General features: G+C 43.8%; 6 protein-coding genes. 4 read left to right on the top strand and 2 right to left on the bottom strand.

Features of this window, described 5'->3' with window-relative positions; genetic code table 11:
- Positions 1–12: 12 nt before the first annotated feature.
- Positions 13–2,631, top strand: coding sequence for a PKD domain-containing protein (locus tag FLA_RS00860; protein ID WP_084206244.1), 2,619 nt, complete (start codon positions 13–15; stop codon positions 2,629–2,631).
- Positions 2,632–2,634: 3 nt separating this feature from the next.
- On the opposite strand, the gene sov (FLA_RS00855) is transcribed toward FLA_RS00860, so the two are convergent.
- Complete coding sequence (sov, locus tag FLA_RS00855; protein ID WP_159445111.1) at positions 2,635–9,852, bottom strand: T9SS outer membrane translocon Sov/SprA; 7,218 nt, start codon at positions 9,850–9,852, stop codon at positions 2,635–2,637.
- A 279-nt stretch (positions 9,853–10,131) separates the two neighbouring features.
- Between sov (FLA_RS00855) and FLA_RS00850 the strand changes: the two genes are divergently transcribed.
- The 3 genes from FLA_RS00850 to FLA_RS00840 are packed head-to-tail and all read left to right on the top strand — an operon-like array spanning position 10,132 to position 13,287.
- A complete protein-coding gene (locus FLA_RS00850; protein ID WP_076379431.1) occupies positions 10,132–10,896 on the top strand; it encodes an SDR family NAD(P)-dependent oxidoreductase in 765 nt (254 codons plus the stop codon).
- A gap of 54 nt (positions 10,897–10,950) precedes the next feature.
- The gene (locus FLA_RS00845; protein WP_076379432.1) at positions 10,951–12,855 is read left to right on the top strand and encodes a sensor histidine kinase; all 1,905 of its coding nucleotides are present in this window, start codon (positions 10,951–10,953) and stop codon (positions 12,853–12,855) included.
- Between the two features lie 30 nt (positions 12,856–12,885).
- Entirely contained in the window at positions 12,886–13,287 is a 402-nt protein-coding gene (locus FLA_RS00840) for a response regulator (protein ID WP_076379433.1), read from the top strand.
- A 30-nt stretch (positions 13,288–13,317) separates the two neighbouring features.
- Here the strand turns inward: FLA_RS00840 and sov (FLA_RS00835) are convergent, their stop codons facing one another.
- Positions 13,318–20,547, bottom strand: coding sequence for a T9SS outer membrane translocon Sov/SprA (gene sov / locus FLA_RS00835; RefSeq protein ID WP_076379434.1), 7,230 nt, complete (start codon positions 20,545–20,547; stop codon positions 13,318–13,320).
- Between the last annotated feature and the right edge of the window lie 83 nt (positions 20,548–20,630).

Here is a 20,630-nt window from a genome sequence, read left to right as displayed (position 1 = left end):
CACGTTCTTTTCATGAAGAAACTAATTCTACTTATCCTGTTTTCAGGTATAGCAACCTCCTTGCTTGCCGATCACCTCAAAGGTGGCTGGATACAGTATGAATACCTGGGACCAGGCATCAGCAGCAATACTTCCAGATACCAGGTTACCGTAAATCAATATTTAAGCTGTGCATCGCAACAACGGCAAATTGACCAGGTAGTATACCTGGGCGTTTTTGACGCAGTTACCGATGCTTACCAGTACACACTGAACATCCGGCATACAGACAGCATTATTGCTCAAAAAGTTTGGTTTAGCCCTTGTATCAGCCCTGTTCCGGACATTTGCTACCGGATAGATAAGTACACTACCACTATTGAATTAGCCAACAACGACAACGGCTACACGCTTGCCGTACAACGTTGTTGCCGTATACAGGGCATTGTAAACGTATTTAACTCCAGCAACGTAGGGGTTACCTACACCAATACCATTCCCGGAAAAGTGAATAGCTTGCCTTTTTATGATAATAACAGCCCCGTATTTGCACAAAAGGATACTGCAGTGGTTTGCTACAACTCACCATTCACTTTTGACTTTAGTGCTACTGATAAAGACGGCGATTCGCTGGTATATTCCTTTACAGATGGTATTATAGGTGGTAGCGCAGGCAATAACGGAGGAGCGCAGCCTAACCCGCCCAGCAATCCACCTTACGCTTCCGTGCCTTACAATGGCAGCTATAGTGGCACCACCCCTTTGGGTAATGATGTTACCATTGATAAGTTTTCGGGTATTATTTCGGGCCGCGCCCCTTCACAAACAGGCGACTACGCTGTGGCGGTAGTGGTGATGGAATATAGAAAAGGCGTACTAATAGGACAAACCCGGAAAGAAATTCATATTACAGTAGCCAACTGTAGCTTATCAGCTGCATTGCTTGACCCGGAATACATTTCCTGTAATAGCTTTACCAATAGCTTCTTCAACGAATCTACCAATAGCAATATCACTTCTTATCTCTGGGATTTTGGAGTGCCCAATATTACCACCGACACATCGCACCAGGCAAATCCTACTTATACTTATGCCGATACAGGTGTTTATACTATTAAATTAACAGTGGTGGCAGGTGCAGGTTGTACCGATTCGGCCAGTGCCAAAGTAAGAGTGTTCCCGGGGTTTGTACCGGATTTTAATGTAAACGGCAGCTGTTACCTCAATAGCTTTTTGTTTACAGATGCCACCCAAACAACCTATGGTGTAGTGGATAGCTGGAGCTGGAACTTTGGCGATAACACCACCCAGGCAGATACATCGCATATACGTAATCCCAGCTACTTATACCCCGCCCCTGCCAACGTAAATGTGCAGCTGATAGTTACCAATAGCAAGGGCTGTAAAGACACTACTACTAAGGCAGTGGTGATATCGGCAAGGCCGCCCATAACATTGCCTTTTAAAGACACTTTAATATGCAGCGTAGACACCCTGCCATTAATAGCCTACGGCACGGGCACCTTTCAATGGACGCCTAATTATAACATTATAAACGCCAACACCAATAATCCACTGGTATATCCTAAAGACACTACCACTTACATAGTAACCCTTACTGACCGCGGCTGTACCAATACCGATTCTATTAAAGTAAACGTGCTGGACTTTATTACCGTGCAGTTGCCCGTGGATACTACTATTTGCCAAACAGATAGCATTACCCTTCGCCCGGTAAGTCATGGCCTGCAATATACCTGGACGCCTGCCACCGGATTAAGCAGCACTACCATTAAATATCCTAAAGCGGCGCCGCTTAATAATATCACCTATTTTGTAGAAGCCCGGCTGGGTAAGTGTACCGCCAATACCTCAACCAATATTATTGTAGTACCCTACCCCACTGTTGTGGCTACAGGTGATACCACACTTTGTTTTGCCGACCTTGCTACTATACATGCCACAACTACCGCTGCGCATTTTCAATGGTCGCCAACCAAATCCATGCTCAACACCAATACACTGAATCCTATTGTAGGGCCACAAGCCACCACCACCTACTATATTTCTGTTACAGACACCTTGGGCTGCCCTAAGCCTGTAAAAGATTCTGTGCTGATAACCGTATTGCCGCCGGTAAAAGCCTTTGCCGGCAATGATACCAACGTAGTGGTAGGACAACCGGTTCAACTACATGCCACCGGAGGTGTTAACTATGTATGGTCACCTTCCACAGCATTAAACAGCACTAATTCGGCTGATCCTGTATTTATTTATTACACTGGTGGCGACACCATCACTTATACAGTAAGAGTGTATACAGCAGAAGGCTGCTATGCAGATGACCAGGTTACGGTTCGGGTGTTTACCACACAACCGGAAATATTTGTACCCAGCGGCTTTACACCGAATGCCGATGGCCTGAACGATATTATTAAGCCTATACTGGCCGGTATGAAGCAGCTGAAATTCTTTAGAATATACAACCGCTGGGGCAGGCAAATGTTTTACACCACCGAAGAAGGTAAAGGCTGGGATGGCCGTTATGATGGCGAACCACAGGCCAGCGGCACCTATGTATATACTGCGCAAGCTGTTGACTACACCGGCAGAACAGTAGAACGAAAAGGTACTATTGTATTGATCCGGTAACCTTTACTTTGTTAAGGCTATCCGCACTTTCACACCTCCTTTAGTAACTGTTATGGGCGAAGAAGTAGACACATAGGGAATGCTCTTTTGCCTGTCGAAATAGAACGAGATATTAATGCGTTTATTCAATGTGTAGTCAATAGAAGGAGATAGTTTGATGACTCTTTGTCCACCGGTAACATAAGTAACGTTTTCATCCAGTACACTGGTGCTTTGTGCATCACGCCGGTAACTGAAATCAACAGTAATACCCAAATCGTTTTGCAGTCTCTTTTGCCCTGCTTTCATAAACGGCAGGGTAAAAGGCAGATCTAAGCCATGCGTTCTCCAGCTTAAGCCAAAATCCCAGCCACTGCTTTGCACCTCACTCAACTGGTAATCGCTCAGACTTAAACTCAACTGCCGGCTTCTGTTGTACTTCAGGTGCACATTCAGCTGTTTTAACGTGGTTACATCTATGCCTATCAGCGGGCTGAACTGCTCTTGAATAGTAATGTTAGGCACAATGTAATAAGGCACAAAGTTACCGGAGGTGCTATCAATAAAACCCGGTGTACCCAAATGCAGCGGATCGTTAAATGTAAGATCACTGGAATAACTGTTCATACTTAAAGTGCCGGAATAGGCATGTGTAAAAACAATGCTGCTGAATAGGCTGCTCAGCGCCGGTATACGGGTAAGGCCCGAGTAGGTAGCGTTCCAGTTAGGTAAAGGCTTTATACCCGAAAAAGGATTGGAAGTAATGCCTGTGTTGGATTCATTGAGCAAAGCTATTTTATGGGCATCCTTATTGGTGTAGGCTGCCACGAACGCTGGTATCAGCACGTTTTGCGAATAACGGCCATACCCGGTATAATATCCATCCACCGTTTTAGTACCATCCTGATAAGCATTTAAACGCGCCATACGCGACGACACAATTAAACGGTTATTCTGAAAGGTTTTAAATGTTTCTGACACCTGCGATGGGCTGCTTTTACGAAACAGGGTTTGAAAACTGATAAACGATACACTAAAACCGCCGTTGGCTGTGCCGCTTAAATGTGAAAAGTGCAGGCCTGATCCCGTAGTATCTTTAAACAGTTCGCTATAGGTTTTAGAGAACGTTTTTTGCACAGTTACTTCTATCGTAAAATCCTTTAATGGTTGCAAAGTAGCCGCCATATTAAACTGTTGCGAAAAGCCCTGCTGAAAGTAATCATTAAAAGTAGAATCGGCGCTGAGCAAACCCAGGCGCGCCTTTTGCTCCATCCATTGTGCATTGGGCTGCTTACCAAATATATAATCCAACCCCGGCTGCATGCTTTTCCAGTTTTGTCCCAGAAACTGCGAGCTATCCATATAGCCCGGCACATAACTGTTCACATTGGTGGTATAGCTGATAGAAGCCCGCTTTACCATGGTAACCAGGGAGGTAACCGCTTTGGTTATTTCGGCAGGCTGGGCCGTTGCAGCCGCCTTTTCCCTTTCCTGTCTGCGACGTTCTCTTTTAGCATGCCGCCATTGGCGCAATGCCTTTCGCTTTGCTTTTCCATGAAGGTCTTTGATCACCTCATCCCTTTCCGGTAAAGGCGGCAATGCCACTGGTTTAATTGCTTTAGCTGGTATAGTTGCGGTGGTCTTTACCGGTTTATTTTGCTTTACAGGCGTGCTACCCTGGCTTACACGGGCCAGCCATTTCCATTTACTATACAAACGGGCAAAGTCCAGCTCGGCAGTAACGTTATGGTCCAGGCTGTTTTGCAATGTATTACCCAGGTACTTGGCCGATAAACTGGCCGAAGTGTAAGCGTAAGAAGCGCCATAGGTATACCGTGTAGTAATCCAGTTGGTTAGCGGAAACTTAGCTAAGGGTAATGTATAGGATGCAGATAGTTTTTGTTGGTACGATAAAGGCCGCCCGCCTTTCCAGAAGGTTTTCCATACACTGTCGCGCTTTTGTTTGGTATCCAGCTTTCCTTCCGGCTCATCTATAATAGCCCTGTTGGTAGCGCTGAAATCAATGTTAAGCGAACGGGAAAGATCCCACCGCAGATTATAGTACCTGTCGAACGTGAATTTCTTATTATAGGTAGTATCTACACGTGTAATAGTATTGGTAGAAGTGTTTACAATACGGGGGGTATACATGCCCATTTGTCGGTTAACATCCGTTCGAAAGCTGATGAGTGAAGGATTTAGATTGATATTAAAATCTCTTATTAATTGCAGCCACCCCGTTTTCCACTTCATACCTTTAAAAGGCTGTATATATTTAGCCGTGCCGTTAAAAGTATATCCAAAACCACCCCGGTATTTACGCATGTCATTCAACGATATCACCGAACTGGTTGCCGATGTTCTGGTATAGGCAAACGTAAAATCAAAATTACTCAGGCTCCATAGCTTAGGCTTAGCCGGCACTTTACCAAAACGTACATTGGTAAACGTAAGTGTTTGCATGGTAGAGATATCGCGCGCATTATTTAAAATAGAATCCCGTTTAGATTTGCTGGTTTTCTTTAACTGTGAACTGAGTTTGATATCAAGGTTGTACGGATCGTATTCAGGAGTAGCCACTGTTTTGCTATATCCTGCATACATAGGCATGGTGATACCTGCCTGTGAAGGCAATAGCTTACCGGCATCTATCTGCAAGGCAGCATCTACCTGCCTGGTGCTGTTAATAGATCGCTGGCTTAAGCTTTGTTCCACAGTGCCCCATCCCTGCGAATAGGTACTACCCGCCAGCGAGAAAGTACCCAAATCGGCCAACTGCATATCAACCCTGCCTATAGCCGCCCAGGCACCATGCTCATCTATCTCAGATAAACGTAACTCATCCACCCACACCTCCGTACTCAATGCAGCCGTATTGCCACCCTTGGGGTTTTCCACTGCTATCAATACACCACCTATATCGCCCAGGTTGGGATTGCCCATTACGGAATAAGTTTTCCCATCTATCTCCTTGCGGTAAATAACGCCGGTGTTTACGCCGTTATCATTACGCTCCACTTTTAAACTCACCAGTTGCTGTAATGAAAAATCGAGATTATTGGCAGTGGGCCAGATGGTTTCCGCAGTGGCGTTGCTCGTTAGCGAAGTCATGGTAAGCGGTATTTTTATTTCATAGTAGTTAGATAAAAAATCCTGCCCAATACGCACTACCAGGTTTAAATCTTTATTGGCAATAGCGGTTTGTCCACTTACCCCTTCGGCATGCACATACATGCTCAGCTTGCCATACTTACGCACATCCAGGCTCATCGTTTTAAATACAGCACGGGCTTCGCCATCTGTTAGTCCGGATATTTTCATGCTCATAGACCGCTCATCTTCCAGCACCGTAGTATTGGTGCTGCTTAACGTTTGCACACGCGCAATATCCGGCGGCAACTTATAGGGGATAGGTGTGCGGGCACTGTTATCTTCCAGCCCCACCGAGGTAATATCCAGTGTGGAAGTAGTGGAAAGCTGCGTGTAAGAACCGGTAGTATCGAGGTTATAAGTAAACGAACGCCAGGAACTGCGTACCAGGTTTAAAGCACCAAAACGCAACACCACCGAATCTTCAAAGCCTGATAAATACATACGCGAAAACTGTATAGACTTGAAATCGGATATACCACCAACAGCACTGGTATATCCTTCTATAGGAATGCGAAACAGGTACCAGTTTTCGGTGCTGCTGCTTCCATTCACTAAAGTAGGCGTTACCGTTCTTTTATCTGTAATGTAATTGCTACCTACCACAAGACTACCCGGTGTAAGATCAATGGCATACTCATAATAGGCTTCTGTTTCGTTCATTACATTATCCCTGTTCAAATCTTCATTATCCGGGTAAGTAGTAGCTGCTGTAGTAGTGGATGTAGAAGAGCTATTGGCTACCGGCGAGTTGCCTTGCGGGTTATTATAGTTTTTATAACGCACCAGGATGTCGGAGTTTTCCGTGAACCGGTCATCCCGGTACCATACATAATCATCATCACTGGGATCGTTATAGGCACGTTGATAGATGGTAGAAGTGGATTGGAAATTACGCAATAGGTTGCCCAGGTAATTACCACGCTTTCTTCTTTCCTCTTCATTATTCAAGCCATCATAGCCCACATCCTGGTAAGCACGATCGCTGGTTTCGTTACTAAATGCCTGCGTTTGCTGTACGGGATTTACAGGTACTTTACCCCAGGTACCACTGCTATCTACCGTTGTGTTTTGCGTAGGGGTGCTTAAGCCGTTTTCATAAAAATGCTTGCCATCTTTTAAAATATCTTCACTTACACTACCCAGGTTAATATGCAGTTTACCACCAGTGCTGGCGGGCTTTTTAATAAAAGGGTCCTGCATCCAGAATTCCACATAGGCAATATTGGCCGTTTCAAAATCACTTTGATCTATGCTGCGCATAATACCACCCCATTTGCTTTTAGGGTTGCGAAATCTTCCCTCTGCTGTTAACTCCGAAGTACGTGCTTCAAAGTTATAAGGCCCTTTCTCTTCGGGATAATAAGCAAGGTCCAGCGTTGCCAGCTGCACATCAGTAACGGTAGTGGTACGGTCGGGATACAACTCACTGGTATATACCGCACGCATACGCGGATCGCTTAACACGGCCAGGTTTTTCCGTAAAGGGTTGGTGCTGTAACTGGTGTTTTGTAAAACCGATTCAATCGTATACCAGGCCAGCTTTGCCCGGTTTCTATTGTAATCAATAGAATCACTTAACTCCGCTTCCGGAAATAAGCTGTTGCCCGAAGGCGTAGAAGCCAGCGCCCAGTTAGTGGCCGGATAACGAATATCAATACTGCTGCTGGCGCTTTCAAAATCATCAATATAAACAGCACCGGAAGTGCCTGAGCCAATTTGTGAAGCATGCCCCGGCTTTAGATAAGCAAATTCACCCGAAGCATTGATAGCACTGTTGGTAGTAGAGTGATAAAAAGGTAGCAGTTTATTTAACGCCCTTGTAATACCCGGCGATTGGGAAGCATAAGTAAAATCAACACCATAAATACTGTTGCTGATAGGATCATCGCCCACATTCACTTTGCTATAAAACGGTGTAGTGCCCAAATGCTCAAACGTAGCCCCCAGCGCCAGTTTGTCACTGGCTTTATAATCCAGTCGCACGCCCATAAAATTACGCTGCTGCATAGCATAGCTGGAGCTTTCATAATCTACCGTGACCGTAGTGCCTGAAGCCAGTAAGGCCTGGTTAATGATAGTTACCGTACCCAGGCTATAATCCACTGTATAGTCTACATTCTCTTTTAAGGTATTAGCCCCTGCCCGCACCGTTACTGAACCTGACGGAATATTAAAAGCCCCCAGCGATAAAGAAGAGCTACTGGTGCCTTTTACCGACCCCGAAGCCACAAAGCGGTTAAGATTGGCATAGGTTTGCGCTACTGCTTTAATAGAATCATACAAAGCGTAATACACATACTTAGCTTTTACAGAAGCAGGCATACCCGCAAAAGCAAGTGTATCCAGATCTTTACCAAACGGCTCCAGCACCGGGAAGATGATCTTGCCCTGCGCAGGTAGAATCGTATAGCCATTCACATAATCGAACATGCCATCAGGTATACTATTTTGGGTACTGTTTAACCTGTCCAGTTTCAATATAGATAACAGCGACTTTCCTTCTACTGCTGTAGCACTTTCAGGAAGATAAATTTTATCACCACCACTGGCTTCGCGGTATAATACATTGAAAGTAAAATCGGCCGAATCAATGCCCGTAACCCCTACAGAATATACATTCTTCATCATCAGGTGCCACATAGGCAGCGCTACCCTTTGCGAGGTACCTTTTAATAATTTCAAAAACAATACCTTTTGAATACCGCTAGTAGAATCTACGGTAACATCTTCCGAAAACTCCCCCACCTGGTACACCTTACCATTATAGGTATATTGAAAAGCCACTGCTAATGCATCGCTGGACTGCAATTGCCCGTTCAAACATAAAAACCCCACCTTGGCGTTGTAAGAGTATTCTGTGCTGGTAAGCTTACGGGCATATATCTTTTCAAAATCATTTACCTGTGTTAGCCCTCTTGCCTTTAAAAAACTGGTGATGTAGTTAGAGTTGCGATACGTTTCGTTACTGGTAGCATAAGCATATAAATCGTTCGCGCCGTTTTGCGGCAAAGCACTGGTGGATAAAGAAGTATTGGCACTATTGGCAGGCTCCGGCTCCCCCAGATCGGCCAGCCCAGCTACATACCGGGCATTGGTAGTAGAGCCCGTGCGGTTGGTTACCCACACCTCCATACGGGTTATTTTAATCTGGCTGTTTACAACAGGCAAACTCCCCATGGCTTTATTGAAATTATTGCGGAAGTATTGCGCCAGTAAGAAGTTTCGGTTCTCGTCATAATCATCCAGCTTTTTAGAAAGCGTAGTAGTAGCGCCACCCCCAGCCAGTGTAGCCGACTTCTTTTCAGAACGTTGATTGGCAATAGCCGCAGTAATACCCAGCCTGCCAAACTGCAATTGCGTTTTCACCCCAAACAAACTTTGCACCCCACTTACCAGCGAGCTGCGTGTTTGAAAGGAAATATTACCTGCTTCAATGCTCCGGATAATTTCATCATCCATCCCTTTATAATCCAGTTTCAACTGGTTTTCAAAATCAAAATTGGCCAGTGTGTTATAGTTAATAGGCAGCTTTAACTTATTACCAATGTTGGCAATCATGCTAAGGTTAGCATTCATATCAAAATCAAACCCACCAGTTTTACGTGCTGCTTCACTTAAAGAAGGATTATCAATTCTTTGCCCCATGTACCCCAATGCCAGATCCACAGTGCCTTGTGGCCTTATGTCCACTTTCATATTATTGGAGTCAAGCCCAAACATCCTGTCAAACAGCTTATGATAAAGCTGCATCTTTGGCCGCTTTACCTTTTTATTCAGGTCGTCCAATGTATGCGCCCTTACCATAAAGTAATCCTTTTCGGCCTTTGCATTCTGTAGCTTCCAAAACTCTTCATACGTTAAGTAAGTGGGCTTGCGGTAATAGCTGTTACCAATCTTCTCCACTATATAATAGCGATGCGTTACAGGATCATATTCCACTGTGCGTTTCAGGTAAGCAGTATCCGCTATATCAAAATGATTCTTTGGCTGATAAGTAAAAGGATCTCCCCTCCTGTCTTCAATAGGAAAACGGAGCGAGTCTGTTTTTTGAGCATAGCCCTTTATAACAGTTAGCAACCAGGTAAACACCAGGCAGTATATAACACGAACACAACCTTTTAACGGCACTAAACAGAAAGCTTGATGAGGTAGAGTTTTAATCGATAGGGTCTGTTTTTTAAAAAGGCTTATTGGATAACTGGCTACTTTGATACAGGCTTCTATGCTTTTGTTGCCTGCCCGTTTTGCCCCCTCCTAAGCCCGGCAAACACCCGTTTATTTGCTAAGAGGTATGATCAAACATTGTATAGATATTTTGTGGGTGAACCTGTGGTTTTGGTGTAGTTTCGTTGTTGCAAAAAAAAGTGTATGTCAGGCAAAATAATTTTAGTTACCGGGGCCACCTCAGGGTTTGGAAAAGCGATAGCAGAGAAATTTGCAGCAGCAGGATGGAACTGTATTATTACAGGACGCAGGAAAGAGAAACTGGAAGAATTAGCCAGCCATTTGCAAAACCAATACAAGGTAAACATACTACCCCTGACCTTTGATGTACAGGACCGGGAAGCTACAACTACACAATTACAGCAATTGCCCGCAGAATGGCAACAAGTGGATGTGCTGGTAAACAACGCCGGCCTGGCATTAGGACGTGACACTTTTGACGCCGCCTCACTGGACGACTGGGATACCATGATCAACACCAACGTAAAGGGTTTACTATATGTTTCCAAAGCGGTAGTACCTTACATGATAGCTAACGGCAAAGGACATATCATCAACATAGGCTCTACTGCAGGCAAAGAAGTATATCCTAACGGGAATGTATACTGCGCTAGCAAACATGCCGTAGATGCCATCAGCAAATCGCAACGGATAGATTTATTACCACATAGTATTAAAGTAACTGCTGTACATCCGGGCGCTGCTGAAACAGAATTTTCCGATGTTCGTTTTAAAGGGGATGCCAGCAAGGCAAAAGCAGTATACGATGGCTACGAACCACTACATGCAGCCGATGTGGCCGATATTGTTTTTTATGCTGCCAACCTGCCCGCACATGTGTGCATTAACGACCTGGTGGTAACCTGTACCGCCCAGGCCAATTCCTTTTTCACCCATAAAAACAGCTGATTGGTAGTTGTTTAATTTCTTACATTGCAATAGTAACTAATTCCCCTTAGCCCTATGCCCGGAATCCTTGATTTCCTATTTAAACTATTGGATACCAGCGACTGGCCACCACGTTGGCATTGTGGCAAGTGGACCTCTTTTCATGGCTGGCTTTTTATAGTCAGTGACCTGTTAATATGGGGTGCTTATTTTACCATACCTGCCATTATCATAAAATACTTAACCCGCCGCAAACACCAGCGTTTTATCCGCCTGTACTTCCTGTTTGCCTCTTTTATCCTGGCTTGTGGCACCACACACTTTATAGATGCTGTAACCTTCTGGTATCCCGCCTATCGCCTTAATGCAGTAGTAAGGGCTATCACCGCCATTATAAGCTGGATCACCATTTTTTATATGATAAGGCTACTGCCTTATTATTTTTCATTGCAAAGCCCCGAAGCACTGGAAGCAGAAGTAGCGATGCGTAAAAAGGCAGAAAAAGAGCTGCAACTGAAAAACGAACAGCTACGTAATGCAGAAATAGTAGGCCAGTTCGGGCACTTTGAATGGGATACTACCACCAACAACATCAAAACTTCGGAAGGTATGCGTCTGCTGCTGGATCTGGGCGAACAAGAGGACATTACCACCATAGAGCAATACCTCGCATTTTTTCCACCAGAGGTAAGAGTGCAGCAGGAAGAAACATTGAAACATTGCATTAAGGACAATAATTTCCACACCCATTATCAGGACATTGTTACTGCCCAAAATAACGAGAAAGTATTTCTAACCAGGGGCACAGTGGTTACCGGGGCTGATGATACGGTAGAAAAAGTGATTGTTACCTCACAAAACTTCACCGAGTTTAAAAAGAACAAGGAGCTACTGGAAGAAAGCCGCAAAATATTTAAAAACGCCTTCGACTTTTCTTCTATAGGAATGGCCTTTGTTGATTTGAATGGCCAATGGCTGGACGTGAATCAATCGCTTTGCGACATTTTCGGGTATACCAAAGAAGAAATGCGGCGACTCAACTTCATGGATATGACCCATCCTGATGACATAGCCGTAGATATGGCTTATGTAAAACAGCTGTTATCGCATGAAATAGAGAACTACCGCATGGAAAAGCGGTATTATAAAAAAGACGGTAGCATTATATGGATATTGCTATCCGCATCCTTGATATGGAAAAATAATCAACCCGCTTACTTTACCAGTCAACTGGTAGATATCACGGCAAACAAACACCTGATCACTGAACTGGAAAGCAAAAACATCGCCTTTAAAAAAGCGAATAAAAACCTGCAATATCATATTGACAACATAACAGAGTTCAACAGCATTATCAGCCACAACCTGCGCGGCCCGGCCACCTCGCTGATCAGCGCTGTGGACTTTTTGGACGATTGTGAAAATATAGAGGAAGCCAAAGAATTACTTTCTAAAATCAAGGGCACCTCCGAGCTTGTAATACAAACCCTCAACGATTTAAAAGAGGTGATAGAAATTCAGCTGAACAAAGACATAGTATACACCAGCTGTAACCTGTTTCAGGTATTACAAGGCAAATTGTTACTGTTTCACCCGGCTATTCATGCCACGCATGCCACCATTACCTGCGATTTTGAAATAGAAGTGATCAGCTTTCCGCTGGTATATCTCGAAAACATATTCCAAACACTCATTAGTAACGCCCTCACTTTCCGGAAAGAAGGCCAGGCGCCTACCATACATATATCCTCGGCACAGGTAAAAGATCAGGTGGTAATTCAGTTTATAGACAATGGTTTAGGTATAGATATGAACAGGCATAAAGAAGAAGTATTCAAATACAAAAGGATATTTCACAAAGGCTACCACGGCAGAGGACTGGGTTTATTTCTGCTAAAAAGTCAGATAGAGGCCTGTGGCGGAAAAATAACGTGGGAAAGTGATGGAATAAACGGTTCTATCTTTACTATTGCAGTATAATAAGCATAATCCCCTTAAAGAATACCAATAATGCTTGAGAAACCATACCGCCTGGGCATCATTGATGACGATCAGGTGTATCAGTTAATTCTGAAGAAGACATTTGAGAGAACCCAACCTGGAAAAAGTGTGTTGCAGTTTTTTAATGGTGAGGAAGCCATTGATTTTTTCAAAAGCTGTACTATTCCTGTTCATGAGTTGCCTGATGTGTTGTTAGTGGACATTAATATGCCCTACATGAATGGATGGCAATTTTTAGAAGCCCTGGAATTACTCAGTTTTGCGCACGAATACAATCCTGATATACACATTATCAGCTCTTCACCCGCCAATGAAGATATAGCGCTGGCACACCAATACAGAAGAGTAACCAGCTACATAGTAAAGCCCATAACAAAAGATAAGTTAGCCTCTATAATAGCAAAAGCCTGATCATTCGATCAGGCTTTTGTTTTTTAGCTCTTATTGAGCCAGCGATATTCTGATTTGCAACCCTCCCCTGGTTGTGGTAATAGGCGAGGAAGAAGAAATATAAGGTATCGTTTTCTGCTGATCGAAGTACAGCTTCACATTAATGCGGTTGTTTAAGATATAGTCAATAGCCGGCTGTATCTTAATTACCTTTTGCCCGCCTGTGCTATAAGCGGCATTCTGGTCGAGCGTGGTATTACTTTGTGTATCATCCCGCATCGAAAGATCCAGCGTTAAATTCAGGTCGTTATCCAGTTTTCTGCTCCCCTTTCCTCCTGGTATTTTAAATGGCAGCACCAGTCCGCGCTTACGCCAGCTGAAACCAAAGTTCCACTGGGTGCTTCTTACTTCACTCAACTGGTAATCAACCAGGCTCATACTCAACTGACGGCTTTTGATAAACTCAAATTTTATGTTTAACTGGTTAACGGTAGTTACATCAATACCCAATAACGGACTAAACGATTCCTGGATAGTAAGGTTGGGCACCAGGAAGTAAGGAACGAAGTTGCCCGACACCGTATCCACAAACCCGGGCGATCCTAAATGGAACGGATCATTAAAGTTTAAGGCGCTGGTATAACTGTTCATACTTAATGTACCGGTATAACCATGCGTTAAAGTGATATTAGAGAAAGTGCTACCCAGCCCCAGCATACGTGCTAAACCCGAGTAAGAAGCACGCCAGTTAGGCAAAGGTTTAATGCCACTGAATGGGTTAGACTTAATATTAGAATTGGTTTGCTTAATCAGCCCCACCTTGTTAGGGTCTTTGCCACTATATGCCGCAATAAACGCCGGGATAATTACTGCTTGTGAATACCTGCCGTAACCTGTATAATACCCATCCGAAGTTTTAGTACCATCCTGGTAAGGGTTGCTTTTAGCCAGCCTTTCAGAAACCACCAGACGGTTATTCTGGAAATCTTTAAATGTGCTGGACACCTCGTTAGGATTGTACTTGCGGAACATGGTTTTGAACCCGATATAAGAAACACTGAAACCACCAGAAGCATATGGGCTTAAGTGTCCGAAGTTATTACCCGTTCCGGTAGTGTCTTTAAACAACTCAGAGTATTCTTTTGTAAACGACTTGTCAATATTCAGGTCAATGGTAAACTCCCTGATAGGTTCTACCCTGGCTGTAAGTGCCAATCGTTGTTCAAATGTTTGCCGGAACATCAGGTTAAAGGTAGAGTCCCTGGAAATGATGCCTTTCTTCGCTTTCTCATCCAGCCATGCAGAATTCACCTGCTTACCAAACACAAAGTCCATTCCCGGTTGCATACTGCTCCAGTTTTGGCCCAGTACTCTTGTACTATCCATATATCCCGGAATACGGGTACTATAGTTAGCCGTATAGTTTACAGAAACCGTTTTCACCATTGTTACCAACCGGCCCACAGTTTTCACCACCGGCCCTGGGTCAGGCATAGCATTATTGCCCTTCATAGCCCTTGCAGCCCTTCTGGCTTCTTTCTTCTGCTTACGCCATTTACGCAGTGCTATCCTTCTCTTCTTACCATGCAGGTCCTTTACCACATCTTCCTTCGATGGAAGAGCAGCCATTGGATCAACCGCCTTTGTATTTTTATTAGCAACCGGTGCCGACTTCTTAACAGGTATTTGTTGTTTTACGCCCTTCTTAGGACCACCGCCACCATCAATAGCACTTAACAAACGCGATTTGCTATATAAGCGGGTAAAATCAAACTCACCATTTAAAGTATTCTGCTGGCCGTTTTCAATAATGTTACCGAGGTTTAAAGCCAAACGACTGGCGCCAATCCAGTTGTAATTGGCAGCGTAGCTATAACGCACATTAATCCAATCGGTCAAAGGCAGTTTGCTCAATGGCAATGTATAGCTGGCAACCGCCTTTTGTTGATACAGTGTGTTACGTCCACCTTTAAAGAAGTTATCCCGTACAGAATCTCTTTTTGCTTTCGTGTCTAAACGTCCGGCAGGTTCATCCACATAAGCCTTGTTGATGGCATTAAAGTCGAGGTTTAAGGAACGGGCCAGATCCCACCGCAGGTTATAATACCTGTCGAAAGTAAAGTACTTGTCATAGGTAGTATCTACACGCTCTACCTTATTGTCATAAGTACTGATGATGCGCGGAATATAAGTACCAAACTGACGGTTAATATCTGTTCTAAACCCAATCAGTGAAGGTGTAAGGTTAAAGTTGAAATCTTTCACCAGCGAGAACCAGCCACTCTTGCTTTTGATCCACCTTTTAAATGGTGTGATATACTTGGCGGTACCATTATAAGTATATCCAAAACCTCCATGATGTTTAATCACACTATTACGGGTAATTAACGGGCTGGTTTGCACCGTGCTGGTATAAGAATAGCTGAAATCAAAGTTGCTGATACTCCATAGCTTAGGCTTTTTACCCGTGTTACCAAATCGAACGTTGGTAAAGTTCAGCGTTTTAATAGTAGTTTGATCCAGTGCTACATTTCTGACCGAATCCTTATTCCTGGTAGTAGAAAGCACATCCTTCAACTTCACATCCAGATTGTAAGGATCGTATTCTGGTGTATAAGTAGTTCTGTTAATGCTGGCATAAATAGGCATGGTTACACCTATAGACTTAGGCATCATCTTACCCGCATCTATTTGCAGGGCAGCATCAAACTGCATCATGCTTTCACGCGCCCTTTCATTCGTTCTTTGTTCTATACTTCCCCAACCCGCAGAATAGGTATTAGCAGAGACAGATAAAGTACCCAGGTCAGACAACTGCATATCCACACGGCCCAAAGCAGCCCAGCCACCTTTCTCATCTATTTCAGATAAACGCAATTCGTTAAACCATACCTCTGCACTTAATTGTCCCGAGTTTTGATCAAGCGCATTTTCCACCGCTATCAAAAAGGCATTCACCTCTCCCAGATTAGGATTACCCATAATGGAGAAGGTTTTATTATTGATCACCTCCCTATAAATACTACTTACTGGTGCTCCATTATTATTCCTGCGCAGCTTCAGCTTCACCAGGTCTTGTAGCGAAATGTCCAGATCGTTTAAGGTAGGCCACACCTGCGCAGAAGTAGCGGTAACATTCGGCGCGGTGATGTAAAGCGGAATTTTTATTTCGTAGTAGTTGTTTAAAAAGTCTTGCCCTATACGAATTACCGCATTCAGCTCACCATCTTTCACTGTAGTTTGTCCTACCATCGACTCCGCGTGAATAAACATGTTTATTCTTCCATACTGCCGCATGTCCAGGTTCATGGTTTTAAACACCGCCCTGGAATCGCCGTTAGCAAGGTTACGCACTTTCAAGCTCATACTCTGCTCGTTCTGCAACAGGTTTACACCATTGTTGCTCAACATCTGCACCCGCTCAATGCCTGGTGGGATAACATAAGGAATGGGCTGGCGTGTGCTGTTTTCTTCCAGGTTTACAGCTAACACATCAAAAGACGTAGCACCATTATTCTGAACCGGCTTATAAGAACCAGTGGTATCCAGATCATACTTAAACTGGCGCCATTGGTTACGCACCAGGTCAAACTTCGCAAAACGCATGATCACCGAATCTTCAAAACCGGTAAGATATAAACGGATAAAGCGGATAGATTTAAAATCAGGGATATCGCCAATTTTGGCAGTATATGCATCAATAGGTACACGGAACAGATACCAGGTTTCTTCTGTCCCTGTTTGTGATCCATCCGGAATAAATGTTTTTTTATCTGTAATATAATTCGTTCCAACCTGCATGTTAGGCTTTATATCAACGCCGTATTCAAAATAGTCTTCGCTTTCATTTAAGGTATTATCCCTGTTCAAATCTTCATTATCAGGATATAAAGTAGCAGCAGGAGAAAATAAAGAACCACCCGACACTACAGGAGAGTTACCCTGTGGCTTATTAAAATTCTTATATCTGCCCAGAATACCAATATTATCCCTGTCATAAACAGCATCACGATACCAAACATAGTTGTCATTGGATGGGTCGGCAACAGCTTGGGTAACAAAGGTGGCGCCAGGGAAATTTTGATTCAACTCTCTCAGGTATCCGTCTCTTTTTCTTCTTTCTCCGTCATCGTCCAAACCATCAAAACCCAAATCCTGGTAAGCCCTGTCGGCAGGATCATTACTAAATGCCTGTGTAATTTGAATGGGGTTAACAGGAGTGCGTCCCCAGGTAGAAGTACTATCTACCGACGTAGTTTGAGTAGGCGTGCTTAACCCATTTTCATAAAAGCGACGACCATCTTTTAATACATCCTCACTAATGTCCCCCAGGTTAATGTACAGTTTACCACCAGGTCTGCCCGGCTGCTTAATAAAAGGGTCCTGAACCCAAAATTCAACAAAGCCTATATTGCCTGTTTCAAAATCGGTTTGATCAATATTACGCATGATACCACCCCAACGCTGCTGTGGATTTTTTAAAACACCTTCCGGTGTAAGATCAGTGGTAGTGTTGCTAAAGTTATATGGACCTTTTTCTTTAGGATAAAAAGCCAGGTCGAAAGTTGTTGACTGTACATCCGTAATATTGGTTGTTTTTTGTGGAAACAATTCTTTCGTATATACAGCACGTACATAAGGAGCAGTAAGATCAAAGCCTTTACCTCGTAAAGGGTTGTTCACGTTACTGGCATCTTGTAAAATAGGTTCAATATTATACCAGGCGAACTTTGCCCTGTTTTTACCATAAGCGATAGAATCAGTTAAAGTAGCTTCCGGAAATAAACCATTACCCGATGGCGTAGAAGCCATCACCCACGAAGTGGTGGGAAAGCGGATATCAATATTACTGGTGCTACCTTCAAAGTCATCTATATATACTGCACCTTGTGTACCACTACCAATTTGTGCAGCATGCCCTGGTTTTAACGCAGCTATCTCACCATAAGCATTGATAGTACTCATGGTGGTGGAATTATAAAACGGCAACTTGTTCAAAGCTCTTGTTAAGCCCGGCCACTCCGAACGATAGTTAAAGTCGAAACCATACATGGAGTTGTTGATCGGGTCTTCGCCATAGTTTACTTTAGTAAAGAATGGACGCTCTGCCAATTTTTCATAGGTGGCCCCGATAGCCAGCTGCTTGTTAACAGCATAATCAAGACGTACCCCCATAAAGCTTCTCTGCTGCAAACCAAACGTGGCATTATTTTCAAACTGTACGTTTACAGGAACGCCCGAGGTAAGAATAGCCTGGTTAATCACCCGCAGCGTACCCATGTTATAATCAATTACGAAATCCGTGTTCTCTATCAACGACTGCCCGCCCGCCGTCACTTTCACCGAACCTTGCGGAACGTTCAACGCCCCTAAATAAATCTCTGATGACGAACTCCCCTTGACCGATCCCTGCGCCACAAACCTGTCCACGTTGGCATAGGTTTGCGCAATGGCTTTAATAGAATCATATAACTGGTAGAATACGTACTTGTCTTTTAGTGACTGGGGTTGTCCGGCAAAAGCCAGTGTATCCAGATCGCGCCCAAAAGGCTCCAGCACCGGGAAGATGATTTTACCCTGCTGAGATAATACCGTAAATCCTTCCACAAAGTCAAACTCACCATCAGGCAAAGGATCATTACGGCTGTTCAAACGGTCCAGGTTCACTATGCGTAATAACGACTTACCTTCTACATCAGGAGAGCTTTCCGGTAAGTAGCGCTTATAACCACCGCTAGGATCCTGGTACAATACGTTCAGTTTAAAATCCTGACGTTGAATACCCGTAACATCCAGTGAGTATACGTTTCTCATTGCCAGCTTCCAGATAGGCAGACTTATCCTGGCAGAAGTAGCTTTCAACAGTTTTACAAACAATACCTTTTGAATGCCTTTAGAAGAATCCACCGCAACATCCTGCGAAAATTCCCCCACCTGGTACACACGGCCGTTGTAGGTATATTGATAAGCCACACCCAGCACCTGGTCACTCTGCAATTGTTGATTTAAACAAATAAAACCCACTTGCGGGTTAAAGTAATATTCAGTGCTGTTCAACTTACGGGCAAATGTTTTTTCAAAGTCATTCACCGGTTTAAAGTTTCTCGACTGTAGTATAGTGCTGATAAGGTTGGGGTTACGGTTGTTCTCATTCCCCGCCAGGAAACCATATAAATCGTTAGCGCCATTCTGTGGCAGCGCACTGGATGTTAAAGAATTAATATTGGGATTATAGGGAGCACTCTCACCCAGGTCCATCAAACCAACAATGTTTCTTGTTTCTGTAGTAGCACCGGTACGGTTGGTTACCCAAACCTCCATACGCAAAATCTGCACCTGGCTGTTTACTACAGGCAGGTTGCTCATGGTTTTATTATAGGTATTGCGGAAATACTGGCCTAACAGATAGTTTTTGTTTTCTTCGTAGTCGTCCAGTTTTTTATTCAGTGTTTGCTTTAATCCACCGCCTTGTAACGCAAGTGACTGTTTCTGGCTACGGTCGTTAGCCAATGCTGTAGTTATGCCTAAGCGTCCAAACTGCAAGGAGGTTTTTACACCAAATAAGCTTTGCACACTCGACATTAACGTACCCTTGCTCTGGAAAGAAATGTTACCCGCTTCAATGCTACGGATAATCTCATCATCCATCCCTTTATAATCCAGCTTAATCTGGTTTTCAAAATCAAAGTTGGCGAGCGTGTTATAGTTAATGGGCAATTTCAGTTTGTTACCAATGTTACCTACCACGTTCAGGTTGGCATTCATATCAAAATCAAAGCCACCTGTTTTACGCGCTCTTTCCGGTAAAGTGGGGTTGTCAATTCTTTGCCCCTGGTAGCCCAACAATAAATCCACATTACCCTGCGGTTTAATATTTACTTTTAAACCACCACTGTCCACCCCAAAAATGCGATCGAATAATTTGTTATACAAACGCATCTTAGGACGTTGCACCTTTTTATTCAGATCAAATAAGGTTTGGGAACGCTGACTGAAATAATCTCTTTCTGCCTGCTGCGAGCGCAGTTTCCAGAATTCATCAAAAGTGAGATAAGTAGGTTTGCGATAGTAGGTGTTACCTACCTTTTCTATAATATAATATTGCTTCGTTACCGGGTCGTATTCTATAGTACGTTTTAAGTAAGAAGTATCTTTTATATCAAATGGATTTGACCTGGGGGCAGCAAAAGGATCGCCCCTCCTATCTTGTATAGGAAAGCGGAGAGAATCGGTCTTTTGACCATATGCACGTAGTGTGCCCAACAGGCAGCATACCAGCATGGTTATCCAGTAAAACCGAAAACTATAGTTACGGGTTATCAATTTACTCTTAAGCTCTGGTTAAGTAGAATTATGTCTATAGG

Source organism: Filimonas lacunae (assembly GCF_002355595.1).
Taxonomy (GTDB): Bacteria; Bacteroidota; Bacteroidia; order Chitinophagales; family Chitinophagaceae; genus Filimonas; species Filimonas lacunae.
This window is presented reverse-complemented; position numbering and strand designations above follow the sequence as displayed.

Bases quoted from the DNA above. Each gene is read 5' to 3' on its own strand.
- sov (WP_076379434.1), bottom strand. From the start codon at position 20,547: ATGCTGGTATGCTGCCTGTTGGGCACACTACGTGCATATGGTCAAAAG.
- FLA_RS00850 (WP_076379431.1), top strand. From the start codon at position 10,132: ATGTCAGGCAAAATAATTTTAGTTACCGGGGCCACCTCAGGGTTTGGA.
- FLA_RS00860 (WP_084206244.1), top strand. From the start codon at position 13: ATGAAGAAACTAATTCTACTTATCCTGTTTTCAGGTATAGCAACCTCC.
- FLA_RS00845 (WP_076379432.1), top strand. From the start codon at position 10,951: ATGCCCGGAATCCTTGATTTCCTATTTAAACTATTGGATACCAGCGAC.
- FLA_RS00840 (WP_076379433.1), top strand. From the start codon at position 12,886: ATGCTTGAGAAACCATACCGCCTGGGCATCATTGATGACGATCAGGTG.